We start from the raw sequence: 24,870 nt of genomic DNA on the forward strand, positions 1-24,870 counted from the left end.
TAAAGCAGAACAGGGCACTAGCCCTGTTTTTTTTCGACGGAACCCTGAGGATAAACGCTATGCACTTACTGCTGATCGCCGCCGTGATGTCCAACCAGCTTTGGTTTGATACGCACAACGAGGCGCAGAATTATGTTATTACCCCGATGGTCAGTCTCACCAAAGCCTGTTCCTGTCAGGTGGCGGTTTCTGTTTTGCAGGAAAGCACCGCAGGCACCAGCACCAGCCGCCAGAGCCACAATGTGAATCTTTCCGCCAATCAGCCACAGCCTCTGGGACAGATGCGTTTTGCCGTCCAGCCCGGCGGGAAAACACAAATTATGATAACCATTACAGACGGCGACAAACTGCGTCTGGAAAAGCAGCTTACCTTGCCGAATGACGCCTGATACCGGGCGGATCACACCGCCAGATTGTCATAGCCTTTGCGGCGATAATTAAGGACAGAGATGCCCCAGAACACGACGAAAATCGCCACAGCCGCATAGCCGACGCTGCCCATATTCTCATTCAGGCGTTCGACAACCGCCCATATTCCGCCGTGTAAATCCAGTTTATCGGCCATCAGTCCGAGTGCTTCCAGGCCGCCGATCAACAGAGCGATCATCACGCTGGTGGCTGTAATCGTCATGTTGTAATAGAGCTTTCGCACCGGTTTATCGAACGCCCAGCCGTAAGCGCCGACCATGACAAAGTTATCCAGCGAATCGACCAGTGCCATGCCGCTGGCGAACAACGCCGGAAATACCAGAATGCTCCATACGGACATGCCGGAAGAGGCCCCCGCAGCGGAAATCCCCAACAGGCCAATTTCCGTGGCGGTATCAAAACCCAGCCCGAACAAAAATCCCACCAGATACATCTGCCAGCTTTTATTCACCAGATTAAACGCAAAGCTGAATAACCGGCTCATCACACCTCCCTGCATCGCGTGGGTTTCTCCGGCGTCCGGAAAGCTTTTGCCCTGTTTGATCTTCTGAAAACGGCGGTAAACATCGCGCAGGATCAGCGCATTCAGCAGGGCCATCATCAGTAAAAACAGTGCGGAAACCATCGTGCCGATGGTGCTGCCATAATCGTGCAACCAGCCAATTTTGTTGCCAAACATCAGTGACGTTGCGGCGATCGCCACGCAGGCCAGTACCACAATGCTGGAATGTCCGAGGGAGAAAAATGCCCCGACGGCCACCGGACGCTGACCCTGTTGCATCAGCTTGCGGGTAACGTTATCGATAGCTGCAATATGATCGGCATCGACGGCATGACGCAGCCCGTAACCGTAAGCCAGCAAGGCCGCCGCCACCAGCGCCGCATTGTGGCGAAACACCACCAGTGCCCAGCCCCAGGCCAGTAAATTGATTGCCAGCAGCCCGATCAGCAGCCAGAAAGCACGACGGTGCGTGTGAAAAAAATCACGGTTAATCATGGGAGTCCTTGTTGTTAAAACCAGAAGAAAATTGCAGACGGGCGCAGGCGATAACGGCCTGACCCAAAGCCAGCCCGCCGTCTCCGGCGGGCACGTTTTGCGGCATCAGCACGCGAAGGGGGGCTAAATAATGATGTAAAAGCTGGCGCAGCAGGCGGTTGTGCAGCACGCCGCCACCCAGTGCGACCGTGCGGGTGTCGGTTCTCACCGCGTGGTAGCAGGCGAGGGCGGCAAAGCCTTGCGCCAGCGCGTCGTGAAAAGCGAAAGCCCGTGCGGCAGGCGTGGCATTCCAGCCGAGCCATTGCTGCCAGAACGTCGCTAAATCCAGAAAAGTGCCCGACGGCGTATGCCGCAGTGGCATCGTGACCGGATGCGAAATACCCTGTGCACGTTGTGCCAGCGCTTCCAGACGGCATGCCGCTTCGCCTTCCCAGCTCAGTTGCGCAGGCGTACAGCCGAGTGCGGCGGCGACGGCATCAAACAAGCGCCCGCAGGAAGACGCCAGCGGGGCATTAATCCCGGCGGTGATGGCTCTGGAGAGCGGCAACCACGGATATGCCTGCAACACCTTTGCCTCCGGGCGTGTCTGCCAGTCCGGCACAAACGCCTGCCACTGCGCCAGCAAATTTCGCCACGGTTCCCGCGCGGCCCGGTCGCCACCCGGCAGCGCAACGGCAGGCAATCCGCCTAAATGTTCACAGTGCAGATAATCCACCTGTAAACACTCACCGCCCCACAGGGCACCGGTTTTATCGTCAGCAATACCATAACCCAGCCCGTCAAGCGCCAGCCCGATGACCTTGCTGCCATCCAGCGGCCAGTGATGTTCCGCCAGACACGCGGTGATATGAGCGTGATGATGAAGAACATCAATCATGCGTACACCGTGACTTTCCGCCTGCACATGACTGATATACGCCGGATGTGCATCACGGGCCACCGCCAGCGGCATACAGTCATAAAGGTGCTGAAAATGTTCAATCGCCTGCTGCTGCTGTCCGGCAATATCGCTGCGGGTGAGTGACCCGAAATGTGCGCTGAGAATCGCCTGATCACCGCGCACCAGACAGAAGGTATTTTTGAGGTCACCGCCCAGTGCCAGCAGCGACGGCTGGGCATCGAATCCGTCAGGCAACGTAAAAGCATCGGGCACATAGCCGCGTGCGCGGCGCAGCATTTCAGTACCGTGCGGCGTCACACGCAGCAGCGAATCATCGGCGCGCTGGACGATATCGCGGTTATGCAACAGCCACATGTCTGCAATGCCATCGAGTTGCAACAGCGCAGCCGCATTAGTCAGCACGGGGGCACAACCGTTCGCATTTCCGGAGGTCATCACCAGCGGAGTATCCACTGCCTGCATCAGCAAATGATGCAGCGGGGTAAACGGCAGCATCAGTCCGACTTCGTCCAGTTCCGGCGCGATTGCCGCGCACAGCGGCGACATCGCGCTTTTCGTTGCCAGTACGATGGGCGCGGCCGGTGACTCCAGCATTTCGCGCAGTGCAAATGGCGGGCTTTCATCGCTGCATTCTGCCAGCCAGCCGATGTCCGGCAGCATCACCGCCAGCGGTTTTGACGGACGCTGTTTACGTTCGCGCAGCCGCATCACCGCGTTTTGCTGCGTGGCATCGCAGGCCAGATGAAAGCCTCCCAGCCCTTTAATAGCGACGATTTTACCCGCGCGTAATGCCGCAACCGCGTATTCCACCGCCGCATCTCCTTGCGCCAGCATGTCGCCATTTTGCAACGTCGCGCTGACCTGCGGCCCGCACTGCGGGCAGGCGACCGGCTGTGCGTGAAACCGCCGGTCGGCGGGGTTCTGATATTCCTGCTGACAGTGCGGACACAATGTAAATTCCGCCATGCTGGTGGAAGGGCGGTCATAAGGCATGGCGCGGATCAGTGTAAAACGCGGGCCGCAATGTGTGCAGTTGGTGAAGGCGTAGCCGAAACGACGATCACCCGGGCGGGTGATGTCTTTCAGGCATTCCGGGCAGGTTGCCGCGTCGGGCACCACCTGCGTATCCATCCGGCTGTGACGGCTGTCAGCGATAGTGAAATTTTGCGGAAGCGTCTGCCAGTCGAAAGGATTGAAGCTGATGCTGTCGATGCGCGCCAGCGGCGGGCAGTCGCGCTGTAATTGTTCAATAAAAAGTTCGAGATTGACCGGCTGAAGCAGCCTGATTTCCACACCCGCGCTGTCATTACACACTTCCCCCCGGAGCTGCAGACGGTCGGCCAGTTGCCAGATAAAAGGTCGGAAACCGACGCCCTGGACTTTGCCGCAGACGCGAATGAGCAGACCGGAATCAGACATAAATACCTCTTAAATCTCAGGGGGGGGTTGCTCCTCCCCCTGCGAAGGGGGAGGAGCTTAAAAACTAAACCTCAACCACCGGGATCACATCTTCCACGGCGCTGCGCAGGCGCGCTTTCATGTCGCTGTAAGTCTGATGAGCGTAGTTCTCTGCCCAGCGCTGATCGGCGATCTGCTCGACTTTCACCGCGCAGTATTTGGTTTCCGGCGTTTTGGAAATCGGGTCGAGATTGTCCTGGGTCAGTTCATTACAGGCACCGATCCACCACTGATACGTCATGTACACCGCACCCGGGTTGATACGTTCGTTGTAGTTGGCGCGGGAAATGACTTTGCCACGGCGTGATGCCACCCAGACCAGTTGCTGATCACGGATACCCAGCGCCTGGGCGTCCACCGGGTGCATCTGCACGAAGCCCGGTTCATCAGCCAGCGTTTGCAATGCCGCACAGTTACCGGTCATTGAACGGCAGGAGTAGTGACCGACTTCACGCACGGTACACAACACCAGCGGATAATCGCCGTCCGGCACTTCAGCCGGTGCGCGCCACGGTGCGGCAAACAACTGGCCTTTACCGGTCGGGGTATCGAAGTGATTGTCGGCATACAGATATGGCGTCCCTGGGCTTTCAAGCGTGGTACAAGGCCACTGCACGTGTCCCAGTTCGCCCATTTTTTCGTAGGTGGCGCCGTAAAACAGCGGACACAGGCTGCGCATTTCGTCCCAGATTTCCTGGTTATCGTTGTAATGCATCGGATAACCCATTTCGGTCGCCAGCAGGCTGATAATGTCCCAGTCGCGCTTGACGTTATATTTTGGTTCGATGGCTTTCTCGAAGCGCTGGAAGCCACGGTCTGCGCAGGAGAAGACACCGCCGTGTTCGCCCCAGGAAGTGGCCGGTAAAATCACGTCGGCCTGCTCGGCGGTTTTGGTCATGAAGATGTCCTGAACCACCACGAATTCCAGTGCTTCAAAGCCTTTGCGCACCAGACCTAAATCGGCTTCGGTCTGCAACGGATCTTCACCCATGATGTAATAGGCTTTAACTTTGCCTTCAAGGGCCAGATGCGGGATTTCCGTGATACGGTGACCGACTTCGGTGTCCATCTGATTCACGTCAATGCCCCAGGCATCGGCGAATTTCGCGCGAACTTTCGGATCAGTGACGGACTGATAGCCCGGGAATTCATTCGGCAGCACGCCCATATCACAGGCACCCTGCACATTATTCTGACCGCGTACCGGTCCGACGCCGACGTTGGCGCGGCCAAGATTACCGGTCAGCAAAGCCAGCCCTGCCAGACCTTTTACCACGTCAACCGCCTGACCAAACTGGGTGACGCCCATGCCCCACATGATGGTGGCTGAAGGTGCAGCGGCGTAAGTGCGCATCGCCTGACGGATTTGCTGCGCAGAAACACCGGTCTGTTCTGCCACGGCTTCCGGTGAGTAATCCGCCACATTTTTGCGGTATTCCTCAAAGCCTTCGGTGTATTTCGCGACATAGTCATGGTCATACAGATCTTCTTCGATCAACACGTGGGCAAAGGCATTTACCAGCGCCATGTTGCAGCCGTTTTTGATTTGCAGATGCTGATCGGCAATACGTGCGGTTTCGATGCGGCGGGGGTCGCAGACGATGATCTGCGCGCCTTTTTCTTTCGCTTTGATCACACGGCGCGCGACGATGGGATGGGAATCCGCGCAGTTATAGCCGAACACCAGCAGACATTTTGAGTTTTCGATATCGCCGATGGAATTACTCATCGCGCCGTTACCGAGCGTGGCCTGCAAACCGGCCACCGACGGGCCGTGACACACGCGGGCGCAGCAGTCGACGTTATTGGTGCCGATCACTGCACGGGCAAATTTCTGCATCACATAGTTGGTTTCATTGCCGGTCCCGCGGGAAGAACCGGTGGTCATAATGGAACGCGGGCCGTGTTTTTGTTTAATGTCTTTCAGGCGCTGTGCGGTGTAACGGATGGCTTCATCCCAGCTGACGGCTTCGAATTTTCCGCCTTTCTGGCGGCGGATGAGCGGCTGGGTCAGGCGCGGGGTCAGCAGTTTGGTGTCATTGAGAAAATCCCAGCCGTAATAGCCTTTCAGGCACAGTTCGCCCTGATTGGTGACGCCGTTCGCGGCTTCCGCACGGATGATTTTTCCGTTATCTACAACCAGATTTAATTTACATCCGGCGCCGCAATACGGGCAGACAGTGGTGACTTTTTTCATGGTCTTGCTTCCTTAATCCGGGGTTAAAACAGCAACGGGGAGGTGCTGTCGAGCGCAGCGCGGCGGCGTTTTTCTGCGTTCATTTCCTGTAAGTGGTTACGGTCGATAGCGAAAAGTGCCTTGGTCGGGCAGATTTCCATACAGGCCGGGCCTTCAGCGCGGGTGTGGCACAGGTCGCATTTGTGCGCCTCGGCTTTATCCGAGGTGGTGACCATCGCCGCGCCGTTCTGGCGGAAAACGGGTTTGGTGACGACTTCCATGGCGCCGTACGGGCAGGCGACAACGCAGGTCTTACAGCCGATGCAGCGTTCCTGCATCACCTGTACATGATCTCCGGTGCGAAGAATGGCGCCGTTCGGACAGACGTTGGCACAGGGCGCATCTTCACACTGGCGACACATCACCGGTGTACTGAGATTGACACCTTTAATAACGTGCAGACGCGGTGCGAATGTCGCGGCGTTGAGCAGCGAGATATCCTGCGATTCACTGTGAGCCATCACGCAGGCAATTTCACAGGTACGACAGCCGATGCATTTTTTAGGGTCGGCGATGATAAACCGGTTCATTTTTCTCTCCAAATCCCCGTCGTCCTTGACATCGCAGGTGCGTTGGCTGCGTTCACTCGCCCGAATCACTGACTCATGTCAGCTCATCGGGACTCCTTCGCTTGCCGCCTTCCTGCCATGCCAATGCCTTAGGGGATTTCAGTGTGCTTTTAATTCAGGGGGTTAAAAGTTTTCATCTACTTCTATACATAAAACGTGCCAGTTTCGGATGCTTGTTTTTATCTATGTATTTCAGTTGGTTATATAAAAATTACGTAACGATGACGAAATGTCGGGCTGATGTCATGTCTGTTTCGTCACCGCATCGACAGTTATGTCGACAGCCGCTGTCAGAGGCTTTCGGGCCGGAAAGGGGTGATTCCCAGCCCCTGATCCAGCGCAGGCAATAGCTGATACAGGCGGTTCACGGCCTGTTCAACGGCGGCACTCATCGGGAAGTAAAAAGCCACCACGTCCGGCTGAATGCCGACAAAGGTGATCTGCGGGATATCCTCACGCAATTGCTGAATAAGGAACGTCAGCGGCAGATTGTGGGTGGTCATCATGAACATCTCAGCGATGTCATCTTCATCGATAATGCGCATTTCACCGGGCGTCAGCCCCATGTCGGTGGCATCGACAATCACCAGATGCGCAGGCCGCAGTTCGCGTAAATAACCGATGTCGTTCTCTGGTGCCGCACCGCCGTCAACCACAGTCCAGCCGGACAGCGGTTTTTCAGCGCACAGTTCGGCCAGCCGCGGGCCGGCACCGTCGTCGCCCATCATGCTGTTGCCCACGCACAGCAATGCGTAGCGGGAGGATAAATCAGGCATCGTATCTCCTGACCATCAGGTACATGGCGGGGTCGTTTTCAATCTGGGCAAGCAGGGTGATCAGCGCATCGCTCCAGCCCTGTTGCGTATCACTCATGTACGGGCGGGCAGCGCTCAGCGCCAGCGCCAGCAGGTGGGTGTGGCTGCTGTCGATAATGATCTCTCCGAAACGCTGCACACCGGCCAGTTTTCGATATGCTTCGCTGTTTTCTGGCAGGCAGTCAATCCAGTGCATATACCCGTCGAGAGGGCATTCGAGACGGGATTTCAGGCAGTCGATCACCCCGAGGTGATGGCCGATCGCCAGGCTGTAATACACCACTTCCTGCACTTTTTGCGAACTGCGTTTCAGGGCGCTTTTCTCATCGACAAACTTGCTGCTCAGCGAATAGAAAATCACTTTGTTCTTGTCCGGCTGATGACCGGCGTAGGGTTGATGTCGCGCGTAGCGCTGGTCGTTGACGGAGGTCATCACAGGTGTACCTCGCCACGCAGAACCTGCTGATAAATGTGCTGCAGGTTGCCGACAATTTCGTTGAGACGCAGATCGCCTTGTTCTTCAAGATATGCAGAAACGCGCTGTTCCACGGGTTGTAAGCCGGGCGCGGCCACGATATCCATAAAGGTGTCGGCAATCTGACGGCCATAACGGTAACCGGCCATCCGGCGCGCTTCGCGGTCCAGCAACACGCGCAGCGGCTGCGGTAAATCCGGGTGCAGCAGCAGAGCCGGTTCGGTGGCCGCCTCATCGTGTTGCTGGCCTTTGATCTTCTGATCCAGCAAACCCAGCGCCATCGCAAAACCATAAATGGTGGCGGCCGGTGTCGGCGGGCAACCCGGAATATACACATCCACCGGCACGATTTTGTCAGTGCCGCCCCACACGCAATACAGATCGTGGAAGATGCCGCCGCTGTTGCCGCAGGCGCCGTAGGAAATGCAGATTTTCGGATCCGGCGCAGAATCCCAGGCGCGCAGCGCCGGAATACGCATGGCGCGGGTCACGGCACCGGTGAACAGCAAAATGTCTGCGTGACGCGGCGACGGGACCACTTTAATCCCAAAGCGTTCGGCGTCGAACAGCGGGGAAATGGCCGCGAAAATCTCAATTTCACAGCCGTTACAGCCGCCGCAGTCCACGCGGTAAACGTAAGCTGAGCGGCGGATGCTGTGAAGCAGTGTGGATTTCAGTTTGGCAATGCTTTCATCCAGCGTGACGGGTACCGGCAGGCCATTTTCGTCACGCGGAGCAATCAGGTTATGACTCATGAATGAGCCTCCGTGGTCATGTGCCGGCCAATATCAATACGGTCGGAGGAAGAAAGGCTGTGCAGTTTTTTGCATTCGGGGCAGGTTTCATACTGCTCCCGGCGGTCAGCAACTTGCCGGTCGCTCAGGGCGGCGCTTTCCTGCAACAGGCTGAGTGCGAAGTCGATTTCCTTTTGTACCGCGTAAGGTTTGCCGCAGGCACGGCAGTGACAGATAGGAAAATCCGCGGTCTCAAACAGGTCTTCTTTACGCCAGACTGCCAGTTCAAATTCCTGCGACAGTCTGATGGCCGCCGTCGGGCAGACTTCCTCGCAGCGGGCGCAGAAAATGCAGCGGCCTAAGAACAGTTGCCAGCGGAGGGTTTCGCCGTCTTCTGCCGTGGTCATGGTCAGCGCGTTAGACGGGCAGGCGTTGGCACACGCGCCGCAGGCAATACACTGCTGTGCGGTGTATTGCGGTTTGCCGCGAAAATTCGCTGCCAGATCCAGCGGCTTAAACGGATAAGCCACGGTTGCGGTGCCGGTTTTAAGCACTTTTTTAATCAGTTTCAGCATGATGGGAGCAGCTCCTCAAAGCGGCGAATTTTTGCGTTCGATGCCGTAGCGTTCGATCTCTTTGTAAGGCACGACGATGGACGTTTTCTTACGCACATCGACAACCGTCATGCGGTCGGTGCAGGAATAACAAGGATCGAGACTGCCGATAATCAGCGGCGCATCGGAGACCGTATTGCCGCGCAACATGTAACGCAGCGTCGGCCAGTTGGCGTAAGTCGCCGCACGGCAACGCCAGCGGAACAGCTTTTGGTTGTCGCCGGTCATGCTCCAGTGAATGTCGTCACCGCGTGGTGCTTCAGCAAAACCGAGGGCGAAACGGTGAGGAATATAATTAAAGCCTTCCACCGCCAGCGGGCCGCCGGGCAGGCTTTGCAGGCCGAACTCGATCATATTCAGGGCGTTAAACACTTCGTGGATGCGCACTTTCAGGCGGGAATAAACGTCGTTACCGGTTTCGCTGCACAGTTCAAATGGCAGTTTGGCGTAACCGGCATACGGGTGATCCTGACGCATATCGCGGCGGTGACCGCTGCCGCGCACCATCGGGCCGACATTACTGAAATCCCGCGCCACCTGCGGATCCAGAATACCGACGCCGATGCTGCGCTGCCGGGTATTTGGCGTGCTGAGCAGGATATCCACCAGCTCGTTAAGATCCCGGCGCATGCTGCCCGCCAGCGCAATCGTGGCGATCATGTCGTCTTTGAGGATGTCACGGCGGATGCCGCCGATCAGGTTCATGCCGTAGGTTTTACGCGCGCCGGTCAGGATTTCTGCCATCTTCATCGACTGTTCACGGACGCGGAAAAACTGCATGAAACCGGAATCAAAACCGACAAAATGACAGGCAAGCCCGAGGTTCAGCAGATGGCTGTGCAGACGTTCGACTTCCAGCAGAATAGAACGGATCATCTGGGCGCGTTCCGGCACCACGATACCCATCGCGTTTTCGACCGAAGAGGTGTACGCCACGCTGTGCGTGAAGCCGCAGATGCCGCAAACACGGTCTGAGAGGAAGGTGACTTCGTTGTAGCCCATGCGGGTTTCGGCCAGTTTCTCCATGCCACGGTGCACGTAAAACAGCCGGTAATCGGCATCGATAATGTCTTCGCCGTCAACGAACAGACGAAAGTGTCCCGGTTCGTCAGAAGTGACGTGCAGCGGACCAATCGGCACAATTTTGCTGCCTTCTTTGGCTTCGGAAATAAACGGATAGGTTTCTTCGTCCGTGGTGGGTGCCGGGCGCTGGCGGTAATCCATCGCATCTTTGCGCAGCGGGTATAAATCGTCCGGCCAGTCATCCGGCAGCACCAGACGGCGTTCGTCCGGCAACCCGACCGGGCGCAACCCGTACATATCACGCACTTCACGTTCGCCCCAGACCGCTGCCGGTACGCGCGGTGTCACGGAAGGGAATTCCAGCGACACAGGATCCACTTCGGCGCGCACGGTGATCCAGCACTTCACGCCTTTTTCCATCGACAGCACGTAATACAGCGCGTAGTTGCCGCACAACGTACGTTCGTCATTGCCGAATAACACGGAAAGCCAGCCACCCTGCTGGTAATACAGCCATTCGACCACTTCCGGCAGCCAGTTCAGCCTGATGGTGACGGTCGCCTGCGTGTCGGTCTGCCATTCACTGCCTAAGATCGCCGACGGAAACTGCTTCGCCAGCGCGGCCAGATACTCTTTACCGACCGGGTTTTGATTTAATGCGGTATTGAACTCACTCATTACAAAGCCTCTTCCCGCCGCAGCGGGACAAGAAAAATGTCAGGTCAGCCTGCGACCAGCCAGGAAACCAGCGCCAGAAACGCCAGCCCGAAACCCGCCCAGGTGGTGCGGGAAGTTTTAAGAAAGCGCAGACGGGCGACGCTGTTCTCGATGAGCGCCACCACAAATACCGCGATCAGCAGTTTCACCAGACACAGCACCACGGCGGTCAGCAACGTCAGCGGCGTGAGTTGCTCCGCCAGTCCGAACGGGAAAAACAGACCAAGGAATAGCTGCAACACCACCAGTTGTTTCAGGCTGATGCCGATTTTCAGCACGCCCAGCGCCGCGCCGGAGTATTCGGTCAGCGGGCCTTCCTGTAATTCCTGCTCGGCTTCCGCCATGTCGAACGGCAGCTTGCCCATTTCGATATAGGTCGCGAATGCACAGGCCAGACCGGCCAGAACGAGGGTTAAGGAAGACGACAGCGGCCAGTGCAGAACACGGGCGGCAATGGCGCCAAGCGAGGTGGAACCGGCGACCAGCGCCGCAATCCACAGCCCGAGCAGCAGAATGGGCTCGACCAGCACACCAAGCACCGCTTCACGGCTGGCGCCGATGCCGGTGAAGGTGCTGCCGGTATCCAGCCCGGCGATGGCAAACACAAAACGCACCACGGCAAACAGGTAGATGACCGTGATCAGATCGCCCGCCGCGCCCATTGGCGACGCCAGCGTCACCACTGGCAGGGCGGTGGCGATCACCAGTAAGCCGCCGGTCAGCAGGTACGGCATGCTGCGAAACGCCGCACCGGCCGCAGCGGGTGCGACACTCTGGCGGGTCAGCAGTTTGGTGATATCACGGTATTCCTGTAACACGCCGGGTCCCTGACGGTTGTGCATCCGTGCGCGCATTACGCGGCTGAATCCGGCAAACAGCGGCGCGAGCGCCAGCAACGCAATCGCCTGAATCAGCGCCAGCGGCCACAACGAACCCGCGAGTAAGAATGAAGTGTTCATAGTCAGTTCCTCAGGCAAAAGCCACGACCAGCAACACGGCCAGTTCGATGAAAGCCAGACGACGGCAGAAGGCACCCAGCCAGCCACGGTGCAGCGCGGCCACCAGCGGAGCCGGTGTCATGTGCTGACGCAGGCGATAAAGCGGGGCAAACATCACGCGCAGCGGTTGGGCAAAACCCGTCGCTGTCACCACCATGTCAGCGGAATGGCCGTAGCCACAGGCCCAGGCATCGCCGCGTGAACGGTTTGGCAGACGGGAACCGCGCAATACCGTGGCGGCAATCCACGGCAGCAGCGGCATGCCCAGCAGCAGAATGGCGACCATCGGCGCGGATACCGCAGACGTGGCGGAGAACGCCGCGCCATGTCCGGCGGCCTGTAAAACAGGCACGTTCAGCACTGAGGCGGCAACGGCGGAGAAGTGCGGAATCAACCACGGCGAGGCGACACCGAAAACCACACACAACAGCGCCAGCAATACGCTGCTGAGTGTCATCAGTCGCGGGGCAGGCGTGGCGTCTGCCGCCGCCGGACTGCGTGGTGTGCCTAAGAAAGTGACGCCGAAAACTTTGGCAATACACATCAGCGCCAGCGCACCGGTCAGGGCCAGACCGACCGCCAGCAGCGGCCCGAGCAGACGTGCGATAAACACGTGACCCGCACTCAGCTGGAACAGCGACTGATACAGCAGCCATTCGCTGGCAAAGCCGTTCAGCGGCGGCAGGGCAGCCATCGACATCAGGGCAATCAGCATCGACACGGCGGTCCACGGCATCAGACGGGCGATCCCGCCGAGTTTTTCCATGTCCTTAATGCCGGTCTGCATTTCGATTTCACCGGCACCGAGGAACAGCGCGGTTTTAAACAACCCGTGATTAAACAGGTGAAACAATCCGGCCAGCAGGGCGAGCGAAGCCAGCAGCGGCAGATTCAGCGCCACGCCCACCATGGCGCCGCCGATGCCGAGCAAAATAATCCCGACGTTTTCCAGCGTGTGATAGGCCAGCAGACGGCGGATATCGTGCTCCATCAGCGCGTACAGGCCGCCGATAAATGCGGTCAGGATTGCCAGAAGCAATACCATCAGGCCCCACCAGAGTGGCGGTGCGCCGAGCAAGTCCAGACCGACTTTTACGATGCCAATAATGCCGATTTTCATCAGTGCCGAAGAGAACAGGGCAGCAGCGTGGGCGGGGGCGCTGGAATGCGACTGCGGCACCCAGGCGTGCAGCGGGATAATCCCGGCGTAGAGTCCGAAACCGGCCAGTGCCAGCAGGAAAGCCAGCGATTTAATGCCTGGCGTAAACGTGGTGTGGCGAAGAACCTCAAAATCCAGACTGCCGCTGGCGTGATGCAGCAGCGCAAACGCCAGGATCAGACACAGCGTGCCGAGGCGGCCGGATAAAAACTGATTCAGACCGGCACGGCGGCTTTTCACATCGTCGGCTTGTACGATCATGAAATACGCACACAGCGCGGCCATTTCCATCATCAGGATCAGTTCAGCCGCATTGGCGGAAATCGCCGCGGCAGTCAGCGCCGCCAGCAGCAGATTGCATAACAACCCGGTACGGGCGCGCTGCCGTGGACGGGCATTCGCCAGCCATGCGCAGGCATACAGGCTGCTGAACAAGGCCGTTACCGACATCGCCAGTAACAACAATGCATTCAGCGGGCTGAAGCTGGCGCGGTAAGGCAGAACCGGCAGTGTAAGGGTCATCGGTGCGCCACTGTTAACCATCTGAATCGCAGCGATAATAACCGCCACGGATGCCACCATGCTGCCAGCGCCTGAAATCAGGCTGCTTAATTTCGCGGCTCCTGCCAGTAACCCGCAGATAATGCCGCTGAAAACCCAGACCAGCAGCGCCAGCGTCAACAGTGACGCCGGATCCAACGCTAATAGTGCCGTCATTGTTTGGCCTCCGTGTCAGGCGCACTAAAGGATGTCAGCCCGGCCGGGAATACATTCATCGCATTCAGGCGTTTTTGCTGGCTGGCATTGTCAGACAGACTGGCCGTGATAAGCCGGATGGCCTGTGTGGGACAGGTCTTGATGCATGCCGGACCCTCAGGGCTGAAGCTGCATAAATCGCATTTCACTGCCACCGCGCGAACCCCCGGCACACAATCCAGGAAAGGGCTGATCGCACGTGGCGGGCGCGGCGCGGGCGGCGCTTTTGAGGTGTTACAGTCGACGGGCATGTCCAGCGGCGTGCTGCCGGAAAAGGTGATGGCACCGAACGGGCAGGCAAGCCCGCACAGTTTGCAACTGACGCAGAGGCTTTCATTGAGATGAATCGCGTCGTTTTCACGGGTGATAGCATTAACCGGACACACCTGTGCGCAGGGGGCATCTTCACACTGGTGACACATCACCGGCGCGGAATCCAGACGGTTTCGCATCACCTGCAAACGGGGGGCAGATTGTAAACCGTGACGCTGGTGTTCCTGCGAACAACTGGCCATACAGGTATTGCAGCCAATACAAAGTTTCGGATCAGCTATCACATATTGATTCATGGCATTTTTAAAGCTCATGAAGTCTCCTTGGTATTTCGTCAAAGGTGACGAAATCGGCACTTAAATTGACATTTCGACATTTATGTCGGAATAGATCCCAGTAAAAAAACGGCAATGAAAACATTCCTGTTATGCCGGTGTGATAATGTATTTCTGAATGTAAATCAGGCGTGGTCGAGTAATTTATCGAGTTGCGAATGAATGGGCTGATTAGTTTTCAGTGAGTCGAAAATACACTGATAAATAGCCGATATTTTATTGAGATAATGTTCCAGCACGGCGTTCTTATCTTTAATATCCACGGTGCCATCAACCCGGCCTTCTTCACTCAGCGTGGCGTGTGCAAACGCTCTGAAGTCGGGTTCTTCACCGCTGTGCGCCATGTTCAGGCTGTAAACGATATCCTGACTGTAGAAGTCGTCGCTGAGATGAATACTGACGGAAAAATGGTTAAACAGGGTGAAGCGGATATCCTGATCTTCGCCGCAACTGAATTCATGGTTTATCTTTTTATTTGAATGGGTTATGGCCTGTGTCAGGCTGTTCTGATACAGGCGCCATTGTGATTTCAGATGGCTGTTTTTGCTGGCTATATAATCCGCTTTACTGGTCAGTTCGCTGAGAGTGCTCATTGTCATTACCCGTTATTGAGGTGTGCGTAGGTGCCTTTCCGGTCCGTCTTTATGCAGAAAGTGACGACGAAAATACGGCGCATACATCCCTGCTGGCATAAAACGTGCCAGTTTCCGGTTTTGTTTAAAAACTGCTTTATTATTAAAAGGTTAAGATATTTAAAACCTGTGTGCCCGGTCGCATGAAAAACATAATGACATGTCGATGACACGGTATTTCGACATATATGACGGACTGCGCCGGGATTATTTCGCTATCCGGTTTTCTTCTCCGTGTCTCCGTGTCGAAAAATTGTGGCATCAATATTGCTACTTACCTTCCCATGCGCTGTTTATTAATCTCCTGACGGAGAGGGAAATAATGCACGAGATTACGTTGTGCCAGAACGCCGTGGAAATAATGCAACAGTTTGGACGGCAAAATAATGCCCGGAGAATTACGGCGGTATGGATGGAAATTGGCGCGTTTTCCTGCGTCGAACCTGAAGCGGTGCAATTTTGCTTCGAACTGGCGTGCCGCGAAACACTCGCTGAAGGCTGTGAATTGCATCTCCACACACCGGCGGCAGAAAGCTGGTGCTACACGTGCCAGCAGGACATCACTTTACTCAGCCCCGGCGTGCTGCTGTGTCCGCACTGTGGCGGACGTGATGTGCGGGTGGTGGCCGATGACGGCATGAAAATTAAACGAATCGAAATCGAATAACGGGCACCCGATGTGCCCGGGGAGAAAGCTATGTGCAGTACCTGCGGTTGTGCCAGCGGCGAACTTCGTATCGAAGGCGTCAGCCCTGAACACACTCATCACCATTCCCATGATCACGATGATTCACATGATCATCGCCACGGTCTGCCGTTTGCACCGCGACGCCTGGTGGACATCGAAATGGACGTGCTGGCGAAGAATAACCATATCGCTGCCCATAACCGCGAGCATTTTGCGGCGGCGGGCATTCTGGCACTGAATCTGGTGTCCAGCCCCGGCTCCGGTAAAACGACCCTGCTGACCAGTACCCTGACCCGGCTGGCACCGTATTTCGACTGCGCGGTGATAGAAGGCGATCAGCAAACCACTCACGATGCCGATCGTATCCGTGCCACCGGCGTCCCGGCGATCCAGGTGAATACCGGTAAAGGCTGCCATCTGGACGCGCAAATGGTTCATGATGCGCTGCATCAGCTGTCGCCAAACAATAACAGCCTGTTGTTTATCGAAAATGTCGGCAATCTGGTGTGTCCGGCCAGTTTTGATCTCGGTGAATTGCACAAAGTGGCGGTGCTGTCCGTCACGGAAGGCGAGGACAAGCCGCTGAAATATCCGCATATGTTTGCCGCATCGCGCCTTATGGTCCTCAATAAAATCGACCTGTTGCCGTATGTCAGTTTTGACGTCGAAGCCTGTATTGCCAATGCGCGCCAGGTCAATCCGCAGATTGAAGTGATCCGGCTTTCTGCCACTACCGGCGAAGGTATGGAGCAGTGGCTGGTCTGGCTGGAGCAGCAACGATGTGCATAGGCATTCCGGGACAAATCGTCGCGCTGCATGACCAGCAGCCTGATCACGCCTGGGCAGAAGTCTGCGGTCTGCGCCGCGAAGTGAATATTGCGCTGGTGTGCGACGGCCAGCCACAAACGCTGATCGGCGGCTGGGTGTTAATCCACGTCGGTTTTGCATTGAGCAAACTTGATGAACAGGAAGCACAAGAAACGCTGGCTGCGCTGCACGCGATGGAAGAAGTAGAAGCCGATGTCGCCCTGTTTCTCGGTGCGGGAGAGGCCCGATAATGCGTTTTGTTGATGAATTCCGTGATCCGAAACTGGCGAAAACGCTGATTGAACGGCTGCATCAGCGGGCGGCATTACTGCCTTACACCGCTGAAAAACCCATGCAGATTATGGAAGTGTGCGGCGGCCATACCCATGCCATTTTCAAATTCGGGCTGGATAAACTGCTGCCCCCGCAACTGGAATTTATCCACGGGCCGGGGTGTCCGGTGTGCGTGTTACCGATGGGGCGTATCGATGCCTGCTGTGAAATTGCCGCACATCCCGACGTGATTTTCTGCACCTTTGGCGACGCGCTGCGCGTGCCCGGCAAGCAAGGCTCGCTGTTGCAGGCGCGCGAACGGGGTGCCGATGTGCGTGTGGTTTATTCCCCGCTGGATACGCTGAAACTGGCCCGTGCAAATCCGGCACGTCAGGTGGTGTTTTTCGCCCTCGGTTTTGAAACCACGCTGCCGGTTACCGCTGTCACGCTGCAACAGGCACGGCGCGAACGTCTGCCCAATTTCAGCGTGTTCTGTCAGCACATCAGCCTGATGCCGACCTTACGCAGCCTGCTCTCGCAGGATGATGTGCGGATTGATGCTTTTCTGGCTCCCGGTCACGTCAGCATGGTGACGGGCACCGCACCTTATCATTTCATCAATGAAGAATTCGGCAAGCCACTGGTGATCAGCGGCTTTGAGCCACTCGATATGCTGCAAAGCGTGCTGATGCTGGTGGAACAAGTTTGCGAGGCATCGTGTAAAACGGAAAACCAGTATCGCCGCGTGGTGCCGGAAGAGGGTAACCTGCTGGCACAGGAAGCGATGCGCGAAGTGTTTACGCTTGCCGGTAGCAGCGAGTGGCGCGGTCTGGGCGTGATTGAAGCCTCAGGGATTTCCCTGGCCCCCGCCTATGCCTCATTTGATGCAGAGCGGCGCTTTAACCCGCAGGCACAACCGGTAGCGGACGATCCCCGCTCCCGTTGCGGTGAAGTGCTGACCGGGCGCTGCAAGCCGCATGAGTGCCCGCTGTTTGGCACCGCTTGTACGCCACATAATGCATTTGGTGCGCTGATGGTGTCTTCTGAAGGTGCGTGCGCGGCGTGGTATCAGTACCGGCATCAGGAAACGGCAATGGCGGATAAACCGCAGCAAAAGCATCAACAGCAGAAGGTAAGTCAGGATGAGTGATCGCAAAGAAGTCGTCACAATGGCGCATGGCAGCGGCGGCCGCGCCATGCAACAGATGATCGAACAGATGTTCATCAGCGCATTTGATAATCCCTGGCTTAACGAACGGGAAGATGGCGCACGATTGTCACTTGCCAGCCTGAGTGCACAGGGCGACCGGCTGGCGTTTACCACGGACAGTTACGTGATTGATCCCATCTTTTTCCCCGGCGGCAATATCGGCAAGCTGGCGGTGTGCGGCACGGCAAACGATCTGGCGGTCTGCGGGGCGACACCCGCCTATCTTTCCTGCGGTTTTATTCTGGAAGAAGGATTAGCGCTGGATGACTTACAAAAAATAGTCAGCGCGATGGCGCAGACCGCACATGCTGCGGGCATTGCCATTGTGACCGGCGACACCAAGGTTGTGCAGCGAGGTGCCGCCGACAAAATCTTTATTAATACCGCCGGGATCGGCGTGATCCCAACGGCCGTTAACTGGGCCGCCGGTACGATAAAAGCAGGCGATAAAGTGATCGTCAGCGGGACGCTCGGCGATCATGGTGCGGCGATCCTCAATCTGCGTGAAAAGCTGGGGATGGATCTGGGCGTGGAAAGTGACTGCGCGGTGCTTGCGCCGATGATTGCACCACTGCGACCGCTGGCTGGCGTGCATGCCTTACGTGATGCCACGCGCGGCGGGGTGAATGCGATTTTGCATGAATTCAGCGCCGCCAGTGGTTTTGGGATATGCATCGACGAAACCGCGTTGCCGGTGAAACCGGCTGTGCGTGGCATCTGTGAATTACTGGGGCTGGAACCGCTGAATTTTGCCAATGAAGGCAAACTGGTGATCGTCGTGTCCGACCGGGCCGAAGAGCAGGTGCTGAACCTGTTACGCAGTCATCCGCTGGGCGCTGATGCGGCGACTATCGGCGAGGTGACGATAAGTCCGCAGGTGTGTCTGCGCGGCGCGCTGGGTGTTTCCCGCCAGTTAATGTTGCCCCATGCGGAGCCATTACCCCGCATTTGTTGATCTCGTCAGGGGAGCGCGCCGCCGCGAAGGCGTAAACTTTCTTAATCGTTTCTTCAAAAACGCTTTACATCAAAAGCCAGAGCCCACGGTATGCAGAGTGCAACAATGAGCACCACAAAACACAAAGGATTACTGGAACTGACGCGCACATTGCTGCTGCAACAGAACATGACATCGCTGCTGGAAACCCTGACGCAAGTGGTGCAGAGCGCCGGTATTGCGGAGGCTGTGACGCTGGTGTTGTTCGACAATAACAGCGAACGCGTCAGTTTTTATGGCATCGATCCGCATCATCAGCCGGTCAGTTATGAAGATGAAACGCTGCTGGCGACCGGGCCGGTACATGCCTTGCTGAGCAATCCTAAAACGCAGGTCTGGCGCAGCGAAGCGTTGCATCTGCGCTATCCGCAACTGGCGGCGCTGAACCTGTATCCGGCGTTTACCGATTATTGTCTGGTGCCTCTGCTGGCCTCTTCCGGCTTGCTGGGGGGCTGTGAGTTTACCCGTCAGCACGCGACCCCGTTCAGTGAGGAAGACAAGAACGGTCTTTATGAGCTTTGTACGCTGGCGGCCATTGCGGTCGAACAAATCCAGTTGCGCGAAAACGCCTCGCTCCAGCAATCCCTGCTGCGCCATGAACGTGACGATTTCCGCATTCTGGTGGATATCACCAACGCCGTCCTGTCCAAGCTGGATCTCGACGAACTGACCGGCGAAATCGCCAAGACTATTCACCATTTCTTTCACATTAATGCCATCAGCATTGTGTTGTGTGATGCCGATAAAGACAGCGAACAGGCCAGTGTTTACGCGACACATTATGTGCAAACGCACGTCGCGGAGCGTGAACAGTCGCGCATGACGCTGGAGGGTTCCCTGGAACAGCAGGTGATGAAAAATGGCGAAATGTTGCTGACTAACGTGCGGTCCGCCGAAGAACCGGATAACGATGAAAGCACGTTGTTCCAGCTGTTATGGCGGGATCAGACCAAAACCCTGTGCATTCTGCCGCTACGTTTTGGTCATAAAACGCTGGGGGTGTTGAAACTGGCACAGTGCCAGCCGGATAACTTTAATTCCGCTAATCTGCGCGTGTTGCAGCAGATCGCCGAACGCATTGCGATTGCCGTGGATAACGCACTGGCCTATCAGGAAATTAAAAGCCTGAAGGAAAAACTGCAACACGAAAACCTGTATCTCACCGAGCAGATAAACAGCAATAACCCGGATTTCAGCGACATTGTCGGCCGCAGTTCCAGCATGTCGGCGGTGCTGAAACAGGTTGAGATCGTGGCGAAAAGCGACTGTTCTGTGCTGATCCTCGGCGAAACCGGCACCGGTAAAGAGCTGATCGCCCGTGCGATCCATAATCTCGGCGATCGTCGTGATCAGCGCATGGTGAAAATGAACTGCGCGGCCATGCCTGCCGGATTAATGGAAAGCGATTTATTCGGCCATGAAAAAGGCTCGTTTACCGGGGCTACCGCTCAGCGGATGGGGCGTTTTGAACTGGCTGATAAAGGCACCTTATTTCTCGATGAAGTGGGTGAAATTCCGATTGAACTGCAACCCAAGTTGCTGCGCATTTTGCAGGAGCAGGAGTTCGAGCGTGTCGGCGGCAATAAACTGATTTCGGTGGATGTGCGGATGATCGCTGCGACCAACCGCGACCTGTGCCAGATGGTTGCCGATAAAGAATTCCGCAGTGATCTGTATTACCGGCTGAATGTGTTCCCGATTGTCATCCCGCCGTTGCGTGAGCGCCCTGAAGACATTCCGCAACTGGTGAAATTCCTGACCTATAAAATCGCCAAGCGCATGAAACGCACCATCGACAGTATTCCCGCCGAGACCTTGCGTTTATTAAGCCGGATGCCCTGGCCGGGCAATGTGCGTGAACTGGAAAATGTTATTGAACGCGCTGTGCTGCTGACCCGCGGAACGGTGCTGGATTTACAACTTCCTGAGCTGAATTATCCGTTGCCGGTGTCTCAGCCGGAGAGGGTGATGCCCGCGCCTGATACTGCGCCCGCCCCGCATTTGAATGAGGAAGACGAGCGCGAACGTATTCTTCAGGTACTTAAGGAGACCAACGGCGTGGTCGCCGGTCCGCGTGGTGCGGCACAACGTCTGGGATTAAAACGTACGACGTTGTTGTCGAGAATGAAAAAATTGGGGATTGCCGCGCATTAACCGGGTCAGGCTGTTTTTACCGCACCGGACAATGAAATATGGCCGATGCGGTAATGCTGCCCGTCGCCTGCCAGCGGATTTCTCCCCGCCGTAAAATGGATTTTCTTCCAGTTTGTCGTGTCCCAGGCGGTGACGTCGATAAGTCTGTCGCTCACCGTTTGCTCACTGAATGGCGCAAGGTCACTGAACGGTGCGATATCCGTTATCTCTCTTTTCGCATATACCGCCTCCGCGACGTTTCCGCTGACATGTGCCGTCAGCACCGGATAAACCCGGATCTGCGGCCAGCCGAAGGCGCCGGCGACGCCCTGAAAACCTGCACCTGAAATAAAACGGTTCATATCTGATACGTCCTGCCACAGGTAAAACGGCGCGTAGATATTTTCTGCGCTGCCGGTTTGCAGGCAGTTGCGGCGGGCATAGAGATAGGTTTTGAAAATAAGCCCTGCAAAACCGTCCGTCCGATATCCGTTATCCGCAATGCGCTTTTCAATAATGCCCATGTCGTAGTCCGCAGGCAGGGTAAAACTGTATTGCATGGCAATCATGACCGGGCTCCTTGCGCAATTCTGAACATTTCACCGTGACTGAATGACCAGTCTTCCGGCTGAGTAAAACTCACCACCACCATCACATCAGCCTGAGAAATTCCCAGTGTGAGGTTTAATTTTTCGGCCAGATGGTGGAACAGTTGCTGTTTCTGATAACCGTTACGCGGTTTGCCTGCGGTGATGTGAAACAGCAGAAAATCGTCTGAACGCCGGTCATTTTCACCGGCTAAATAGGTCGGGTTGATCACCCGCTGGTGGCGGCTGACCGGTTCGAACAACTGAAAACAATCATCTTTGGGCACGGAAAAGTGATCAACCAGCGCTTCCTGTAATATGGCTGAAATGGCATCCTGCCAGGCATCCGCGCGGTGGGCTGGTAAAGAAATTCGGCTAAAAGGCATCGGTTGTTCCTCCGGTTACGGGGCGCGGGTTACTGGTCATTGAGAGCGGCGAAGCGGCTCAGGGCGGATGCCGCTGCGGGCCAGCCGGCATAAAATGCCAGATGGGTGATCACTTCTGAAAGTTCGGCCTGTGAGACCCCGTTTTTTACCGCCAGGCTCAGATGAAAAGGCAGTTGTTCAACGCGATTGAGGGCAATCAGTGCGGCAACGGTGATCAGGCTGCGATCACGCGCAGACAATTCATTTCTTTTCCACAGATCGCCGAACAGCACCTGTTCCGTCAGTTCCGCAAATTTGGGCGTCAGACGCGCCATGGTATCCAGCGTCTGTGTTTGGGACGAGGTCGTGCTCATATCAGGCTCCTTTTTGTCGGTGTGAAAAGGAGCATAAGGCGTTATGATTATCCTGAATATCGAAAATAACAGCAGCATTAGTCCATAAAAACGGGATGATTAAGCATGGCGAAAAGACCGGTCACTTTTGATTCAGAAGCCTTGCGCAGTTTTGTTACCGGCATTGAGCTGGGGAGTTTTGTGCTGGCCGCCGACCGGCTGGGACGCTCCACATCTGCCGTCAGCGCACAGCTGAAAAAGCTGGAGCAACAGGCGGGCACGGAGCTGGTACAGAAATCCGGACGGCACCTGATCCTGACCGGACGCGGCGAAGTGATGCTGAGTTATGCGCGGCGGATCCTCAGCCTGAATGATGAGGCCAGCGCTGTGCTGCTCGCCAGTACGCTGAGTGGCAGCCTGAATCTGGGTATGCAGGAGGATTTCGGCGAAACCCTGTTACCGGCCATTCTCGGCACATTCACCCGCGCACATCCGCAGGTGCAGGTTTCCGCCAGTATTACCCGTAATCAGCAATTGCTGGACGGGATCCGGCATAACGAGTTTGATCTGGCGGTGTGCTGGCAGGCTGATGAAACGCCACTTTTCCCGTCAAGCCGCTCGCTCGGACGGATTCCGCTGCGCTGGATTGGCCCTGAAAGTTTCGACCTGAAGCACTATCAGGAAACCGGCGAACCGTTGCCCTTGCTGGTGTTCGAAGCGCCATGCCTGATGCGGAATGCCGCAACGACGGCGCTGGATAACGCCGGTATTGCGTGGCGGATAGCCTTCACCAGCCGCAGCCTGAGCGGGATTTGGGCGGCGATGTCGGCGGGGCTGGGGGTGACTGTTCGTACGGATTTCGGTATGCCATCAACCGTACGGATTTTGCAGGAATTGCCCGCGCCGGGTGAGGTGGGGATCAGCCTTCATCAGAGCCTGACGCCCCCGGGCGAGGCGGCCGTCAGCCTGAGAGAGTCGATTGTCGGCTTCTTTACGCAGCAGCACTGAGCCGCTGTGACTATTTTTTAGCCGGTTGCTGACGATAATGTTCCAGACGTTCGCGAAAATAAGCGCGCAGATGTTCCGGCTGCTCCATCTCCACTTCTTCTGCGTTGACCGGCAGATGGTTGCGCTCACGCACCACGACAGTCCCGGCCGCCAGCCCGGCGCTGACTTTATCCATTTCCTCTTTACTCAGTCCTGCGAGTGCTTTGTTCATGGTTTCTCCTTTTGATTGTTCTGTTAGGTTGTCGGGCAAAGCCTCTATTCTACTGCGGTTCCGGCCAGTGTCTTTAACATGCCGTCAGCGAAATATGTCTCCAGCAACGCCGGGTCGGTTTTCTGATGTTCCGATGAAAGAAATTTGGCAATAGCGTTGCGATCATCTTCTCCCCAAATAAAGATTTTATCGGGATGATAAAAAGCATGTTTTTTTATTGAGGCATTATTGGTGATCAGTTTCTTATTAAAAGCCATGGCTTCGAGAGCACGCAGCGTTAATCCGCATTGATCCGGCTTGTTGATCTCAAGAACGACAGAAGCTCGCTTCAGCTTTTCAATATTTTGCTGATAACTGATTTTCTGATTGATACAACAGTCCGGGTAATCCGGGGTTCCGTTGCAATCGCCCACCAGATAAAAGTCGGTCTGGCAGTGATTCTGGCGCAATACCGGTGTCAGGTCGTTAATGAGTTTTGCCCGATAATCATCAAACCCGCCGACATAAAAGCATGAGCAGGATGACGGCGTATTTGCCGGTTCCGATTGCCACGCAGCCATGTTATGGCGGGTGAACGGCAAAAACTGGTCAACATAAGAAAGTCCGTATTTCCGGCAATCTTCGGGATCAAAACTGTAAATAACATCAAAAACAGCGGTGACCCGGTCGAGATAATTTTCGTCATGGGAAAGTAATTTCAGCCGACGTCTTTTAGACGTAAGCGCGGCCACTGAGTCGCGCAATACCAATATTTTTTTGCATTTGGGCAGGGAAAGTAAATCCAGCATCAGAAATGCGCTGTAGCCGTTACAAATGATGATGTCGGTTTCACGCACGCGGCGGAACTTGATAGCAATCTGAAATTTCCGGTGCCAGTGTTTGAGCCGCTTTCCCGGCAGCAAAGAGTGGACAGATTTAAAGTGTTTTTTGACGTGATAAATCGTATGCACATTAAATTCTTTTTTCAGTGCAGAGGTCATCATCCGTTCGTACTCTGAGTTCCATTCGATGAAATGTATTTTCGGTGGTTGCGAAAGATAGTTTTTCATTGTTTCTCCCTTTATGACCAAAGTTTAGCATTTTCAGTGCATAAAAGTGTTGATGCGGCCTGGAAAGCCAT

At 56.0% G+C, this 24,870-nt stretch carries 26 protein-coding genes; 8 read left to right on the top strand and 18 right to left on the bottom strand.

Going from position 1 to position 24,870, the window contains the following annotated elements:
* Positions 1-59 precede the first annotated feature (59 nt).
* Positions 60-389 (top strand): curli assembly chaperone CsgC, encoded by a 330-nt coding sequence (gene csgC, locus LC431_RS09380; protein ID WP_013574474.1) that lies wholly within the window; start codon positions 60-62, stop codon positions 387-389.
* 11 nt (positions 390-400) lie between these two features.
* On the opposite strand, the gene LC431_RS09385 is transcribed toward csgC, so the two are convergent.
* The 13 genes from LC431_RS09385 to hycA all read right to left on the bottom strand — a co-directional run bounded on the left by LC431_RS09385 (position 401) and on the right by hycA (position 15,082).
* Positions 401-1,426 carry a HoxN/HupN/NixA family nickel/cobalt transporter gene (locus tag LC431_RS09385; protein WP_013574475.1) on the bottom strand — a complete coding sequence of 342 codons (1,026 nt, stop codon included), beginning with the start codon at positions 1,424-1,426 and terminating at the stop codon, positions 401-403.
* The gene (gene hypF, locus LC431_RS09390) at positions 1,419-3,746 is read right to left on the bottom strand and encodes a carbamoyltransferase HypF (protein WP_166859971.1); all 2,328 of its coding nucleotides are present in this window, start codon (positions 3,744-3,746) and stop codon (positions 1,419-1,421) included. The genes LC431_RS09385 and hypF overlap by 8 nt, the downstream gene beginning before the upstream one ends.
* Positions 3,747-3,810: 64 nt before the next feature.
* Positions 3,811-5,982: a formate dehydrogenase subunit alpha gene (fdhF, locus tag LC431_RS09395; protein ID WP_015689505.1), complete on the bottom strand. Its 2,172-nt coding sequence runs from the start codon at positions 5,980-5,982 to the stop codon at positions 3,811-3,813.
* A gap of 23 nt (positions 5,983-6,005) precedes the next feature.
* Positions 6,006-6,551 carry an electron transport protein HydN gene (gene hydN / locus LC431_RS09400; protein WP_013574478.1) on the bottom strand — a complete coding sequence of 182 codons (546 nt, stop codon included), beginning with the start codon at positions 6,549-6,551 and terminating at the stop codon, positions 6,006-6,008.
* 329 nt (positions 6,552-6,880) lie between these two features.
* Positions 6,881-7,366, bottom strand: coding sequence for a hydrogenase maturation peptidase HycI (hycI, locus tag LC431_RS09405; RefSeq protein WP_223509726.1), 486 nt, complete (start codon positions 7,364-7,366; stop codon positions 6,881-6,883).
* Positions 7,359-7,838 (bottom strand): formate hydrogenlyase maturation protein HycH, encoded by a 480-nt coding sequence (gene hycH, locus LC431_RS09410; RefSeq protein WP_013574480.1) that lies wholly within the window; start codon positions 7,836-7,838, stop codon positions 7,359-7,361. Before hycH ends, hycI begins: the two co-directional genes overlap by 8 nt.
* Positions 7,838-8,635 carry an NADH-quinone oxidoreductase subunit B family protein gene (locus LC431_RS09415; RefSeq protein ID WP_013574481.1) on the bottom strand — a complete coding sequence of 266 codons (798 nt, stop codon included), beginning with the start codon at positions 8,633-8,635 and terminating at the stop codon, positions 7,838-7,840. Before LC431_RS09415 ends, hycH begins: the two co-directional genes overlap by 1 nt.
* Positions 8,632-9,189 (bottom strand): formate hydrogenlyase complex iron-sulfur subunit, encoded by a 558-nt coding sequence (locus LC431_RS09420; RefSeq protein ID WP_013574482.1) that lies wholly within the window; start codon positions 9,187-9,189, stop codon positions 8,632-8,634. The genes LC431_RS09415 and LC431_RS09420 overlap by 4 nt, the downstream gene beginning before the upstream one ends.
* A gap of 15 nt (positions 9,190-9,204) precedes the next feature.
* A complete protein-coding gene (locus LC431_RS09425) occupies positions 9,205-10,929 on the bottom strand; it encodes an NADH-quinone oxidoreductase subunit C (RefSeq protein WP_015689510.1) in 1,725 nt (574 codons plus the stop codon).
* A gap of 44 nt (positions 10,930-10,973) precedes the next feature.
* Positions 10,974-11,927, bottom strand: a complete 954-nt coding sequence (locus tag LC431_RS09430) for a respiratory chain complex I subunit 1 family protein (RefSeq protein WP_112151242.1) — start codon at positions 11,925-11,927, stop codon at positions 10,974-10,976.
* Positions 11,928-11,937: 10 nt separating this feature from the next.
* A complete protein-coding gene (locus tag LC431_RS09435; RefSeq protein WP_223509727.1) occupies positions 11,938-13,842 on the bottom strand; it encodes a proton-conducting transporter membrane subunit in 1,905 nt (634 codons plus the stop codon).
* On the bottom strand, positions 13,839-14,450 hold the full coding sequence (locus LC431_RS09440) for a 4Fe-4S dicluster domain-containing protein (protein WP_183065344.1): 612 nt from the start codon (positions 14,448-14,450) through the stop codon (positions 13,839-13,841). The genes LC431_RS09435 and LC431_RS09440 overlap by 4 nt, the downstream gene beginning before the upstream one ends.
* A 164-nt stretch (positions 14,451-14,614) precedes the next feature.
* Positions 14,615-15,082 (bottom strand): formate hydrogenlyase regulator HycA, encoded by a 468-nt coding sequence (gene hycA / locus LC431_RS09445; RefSeq protein WP_013574487.1) that lies wholly within the window; start codon positions 15,080-15,082, stop codon positions 14,615-14,617.
* A gap of 361 nt (positions 15,083-15,443) precedes the next feature.
* On the opposite strand from hycA, the gene hypA reads away from it, so the two are divergent.
* The 6 genes from hypA to flhA all read left to right on the top strand — a co-directional run bounded on the left by hypA (position 15,444) and on the right by flhA (position 21,247).
* Positions 15,444-15,788: a hydrogenase maturation nickel metallochaperone HypA gene (hypA, locus tag LC431_RS09450; RefSeq protein ID WP_013574488.1), complete on the top strand. Its 345-nt coding sequence runs from the start codon at positions 15,444-15,446 to the stop codon at positions 15,786-15,788.
* A 30-nt stretch (positions 15,789-15,818) separates the two neighbouring features.
* Complete coding sequence (hypB, locus tag LC431_RS09455; RefSeq protein WP_015689514.1) at positions 15,819-16,598, top strand: hydrogenase nickel incorporation protein HypB; 780 nt, start codon at positions 15,819-15,821, stop codon at positions 16,596-16,598.
* A complete protein-coding gene (hypC, locus tag LC431_RS09460) occupies positions 16,589-16,867 on the top strand; it encodes a HypC/HybG/HupF family hydrogenase formation chaperone (RefSeq protein ID WP_013574490.1) in 279 nt (92 codons plus the stop codon). Before hypB ends, hypC begins: the two co-directional genes overlap by 10 nt.
* The gene (gene hypD / locus LC431_RS09465; protein WP_013574491.1) at positions 16,867-18,039 is read left to right on the top strand and encodes a hydrogenase formation protein HypD; all 1,173 of its coding nucleotides are present in this window, start codon (positions 16,867-16,869) and stop codon (positions 18,037-18,039) included. Before hypC ends, hypD begins: the two co-directional genes overlap by 1 nt.
* Positions 18,032-19,054 carry a hydrogenase expression/formation protein HypE gene (gene hypE, locus LC431_RS09470; protein WP_013574492.1) on the top strand — a complete coding sequence of 341 codons (1,023 nt, stop codon included), beginning with the start codon at positions 18,032-18,034 and terminating at the stop codon, positions 19,052-19,054. The genes hypD and hypE overlap by 8 nt, the downstream gene beginning before the upstream one ends.
* 105 nt (positions 19,055-19,159) lie before the next feature.
* On the top strand, positions 19,160-21,247 hold the full coding sequence (gene flhA / locus LC431_RS09475; RefSeq protein ID WP_015689516.1) for a formate hydrogenlyase transcriptional activator FlhA: 2,088 nt from the start codon (positions 19,160-19,162) through the stop codon (positions 21,245-21,247).
* Positions 21,248-21,252: 5 nt separating this feature from the next.
* Here the strand turns inward: flhA and LC431_RS09480 are convergent, their stop codons facing one another.
* From LC431_RS09480 to LC431_RS09490, 3 genes are read right to left on the bottom strand one after another with little or no spacing between them, the layout of a single operon-like run.
* Complete coding sequence (locus LC431_RS09480; RefSeq protein WP_223509728.1) at positions 21,253-21,795, bottom strand: DUF4865 family protein; 543 nt, start codon at positions 21,793-21,795, stop codon at positions 21,253-21,255.
* Positions 21,792-22,199, bottom strand: coding sequence for a tautomerase family protein (locus LC431_RS09485; protein ID WP_119261372.1), 408 nt, complete (start codon positions 22,197-22,199; stop codon positions 21,792-21,794). Before LC431_RS09485 ends, LC431_RS09480 begins: the two co-directional genes overlap by 4 nt.
* A 29-nt stretch (positions 22,200-22,228) precedes the next feature.
* Positions 22,229-22,552 (bottom strand): carboxymuconolactone decarboxylase family protein, encoded by a 324-nt coding sequence (locus tag LC431_RS09490; protein WP_013574496.1) that lies wholly within the window; start codon positions 22,550-22,552, stop codon positions 22,229-22,231.
* A gap of 105 nt (positions 22,553-22,657) precedes the next feature.
* On the opposite strand from LC431_RS09490, the gene LC431_RS09495 reads away from it, so the two are divergent.
* Positions 22,658-23,539: a LysR substrate-binding domain-containing protein gene (locus LC431_RS09495; RefSeq protein ID WP_112198054.1), complete on the top strand. Its 882-nt coding sequence runs from the start codon at positions 22,658-22,660 to the stop codon at positions 23,537-23,539.
* 10 nt (positions 23,540-23,549) lie between these two features.
* Here LC431_RS09495 and LC431_RS09500 read toward each other — a convergent pair whose 3' ends face one another.
* Positions 23,550-23,750 (bottom strand): DNA polymerase III subunit theta, encoded by a 201-nt coding sequence (locus tag LC431_RS09500; protein ID WP_013574498.1) that lies wholly within the window; start codon positions 23,748-23,750, stop codon positions 23,550-23,552.
* Between the two features lie 44 nt (positions 23,751-23,794).
* Positions 23,795-24,799, bottom strand: coding sequence for a hypothetical protein (locus tag LC431_RS09505; protein ID WP_153374884.1), 1,005 nt, complete (start codon positions 24,797-24,799; stop codon positions 23,795-23,797).
* Positions 24,800-24,870 lie beyond the last annotated feature (71 nt).

It is taken from the genome of Rahnella sp. GSA61A (assembly GCF_019969905.1).
GTDB lineage: Bacteria > Pseudomonadota > Gammaproteobacteria > Enterobacterales > Enterobacteriaceae > Rahnella > Rahnella aceris.

Excerpts from the sequence above, each read along its gene's own strand:
- csgC (WP_013574474.1), top strand. The coding sequence starts at position 60 with ATGCACTTACTGCTGATCGCCGCCGTGATGTCCAACCAGCTTTGGTTT.
- LC431_RS09385 (WP_013574475.1), bottom strand. The coding sequence starts at position 1,426 with ATGATTAACCGTGATTTTTTTCACACGCACCGTCGTGCTTTCTGGCTG.
- hypF (WP_166859971.1), bottom strand. The coding sequence starts at position 3,746 with ATGTCTGATTCCGGTCTGCTCATTCGCGTCTGCGGCAAAGTCCAGGGC.
- fdhF (WP_015689505.1), bottom strand. The coding sequence starts at position 5,982 with ATGAAAAAAGTCACCACTGTCTGCCCGTATTGCGGCGCCGGATGTAAA.
- hydN (WP_013574478.1), bottom strand. The coding sequence starts at position 6,551 with ATGAACCGGTTTATCATCGCCGACCCTAAAAAATGCATCGGCTGTCGT.
- hycI (WP_223509726.1), bottom strand. The coding sequence starts at position 7,366 with ATGCCTGATTTATCCTCCCGCTACGCATTGCTGTGCGTGGGCAACAGC.
- hycH (WP_013574480.1), bottom strand. The coding sequence starts at position 7,838 with ATGACCTCCGTCAACGACCAGCGCTACGCGCGACATCAACCCTACGCC.
- LC431_RS09415 (WP_013574481.1), bottom strand. The coding sequence starts at position 8,635 with ATGAGTCATAACCTGATTGCTCCGCGTGACGAAAATGGCCTGCCGGTA.
- LC431_RS09420 (WP_013574482.1), bottom strand. The coding sequence starts at position 9,189 with ATGCTGAAACTGATTAAAAAAGTGCTTAAAACCGGCACCGCAACCGTG.
- LC431_RS09425 (WP_015689510.1), bottom strand. The coding sequence starts at position 10,929 with ATGAGTGAGTTCAATACCGCATTAAATCAAAACCCGGTCGGTAAAGAG.
- LC431_RS09430 (WP_112151242.1), bottom strand. The coding sequence starts at position 11,927 with ATGAACACTTCATTCTTACTCGCGGGTTCGTTGTGGCCGCTGGCGCTG.
- LC431_RS09435 (WP_223509727.1), bottom strand. The coding sequence starts at position 13,842 with ATGACGGCACTATTAGCGTTGGATCCGGCGTCACTGTTGACGCTGGCG.
- LC431_RS09440 (WP_183065344.1), bottom strand. The coding sequence starts at position 14,450 with ATGAATCAATATGTGATAGCTGATCCGAAACTTTGTATTGGCTGCAAT.
- hycA (WP_013574487.1), bottom strand. The coding sequence starts at position 15,082 with ATGAGCACTCTCAGCGAACTGACCAGTAAAGCGGATTATATAGCCAGC.
- hypA (WP_013574488.1), top strand. The coding sequence starts at position 15,444 with ATGCACGAGATTACGTTGTGCCAGAACGCCGTGGAAATAATGCAACAG.
- hypB (WP_015689514.1), top strand. The coding sequence starts at position 15,819 with ATGTGCAGTACCTGCGGTTGTGCCAGCGGCGAACTTCGTATCGAAGGC.
- hypC (WP_013574490.1), top strand. The coding sequence starts at position 16,589 with ATGTGCATAGGCATTCCGGGACAAATCGTCGCGCTGCATGACCAGCAG.
- hypD (WP_013574491.1), top strand. The coding sequence starts at position 16,867 with ATGCGTTTTGTTGATGAATTCCGTGATCCGAAACTGGCGAAAACGCTG.
- hypE (WP_013574492.1), top strand. The coding sequence starts at position 18,032 with ATGAGTGATCGCAAAGAAGTCGTCACAATGGCGCATGGCAGCGGCGGC.
- flhA (WP_015689516.1), top strand. The coding sequence starts at position 19,160 with ATGAGCACCACAAAACACAAAGGATTACTGGAACTGACGCGCACATTG.
- LC431_RS09480 (WP_223509728.1), bottom strand. The coding sequence starts at position 21,795 with ATGATTGCCATGCAATACAGTTTTACCCTGCCTGCGGACTACGACATG.
- LC431_RS09485 (WP_119261372.1), bottom strand. The coding sequence starts at position 22,199 with ATGCCTTTTAGCCGAATTTCTTTACCAGCCCACCGCGCGGATGCCTGG.
- LC431_RS09490 (WP_013574496.1), bottom strand. The coding sequence starts at position 22,552 with ATGAGCACGACCTCGTCCCAAACACAGACGCTGGATACCATGGCGCGT.
- LC431_RS09495 (WP_112198054.1), top strand. The coding sequence starts at position 22,658 with ATGGCGAAAAGACCGGTCACTTTTGATTCAGAAGCCTTGCGCAGTTTT.
- LC431_RS09500 (WP_013574498.1), bottom strand. The coding sequence starts at position 23,750 with ATGAACAAAGCACTCGCAGGACTGAGTAAAGAGGAAATGGATAAAGTC.
- LC431_RS09505 (WP_153374884.1), bottom strand. The coding sequence starts at position 24,799 with ATGAAAAACTATCTTTCGCAACCACCGAAAATACATTTCATCGAATGG.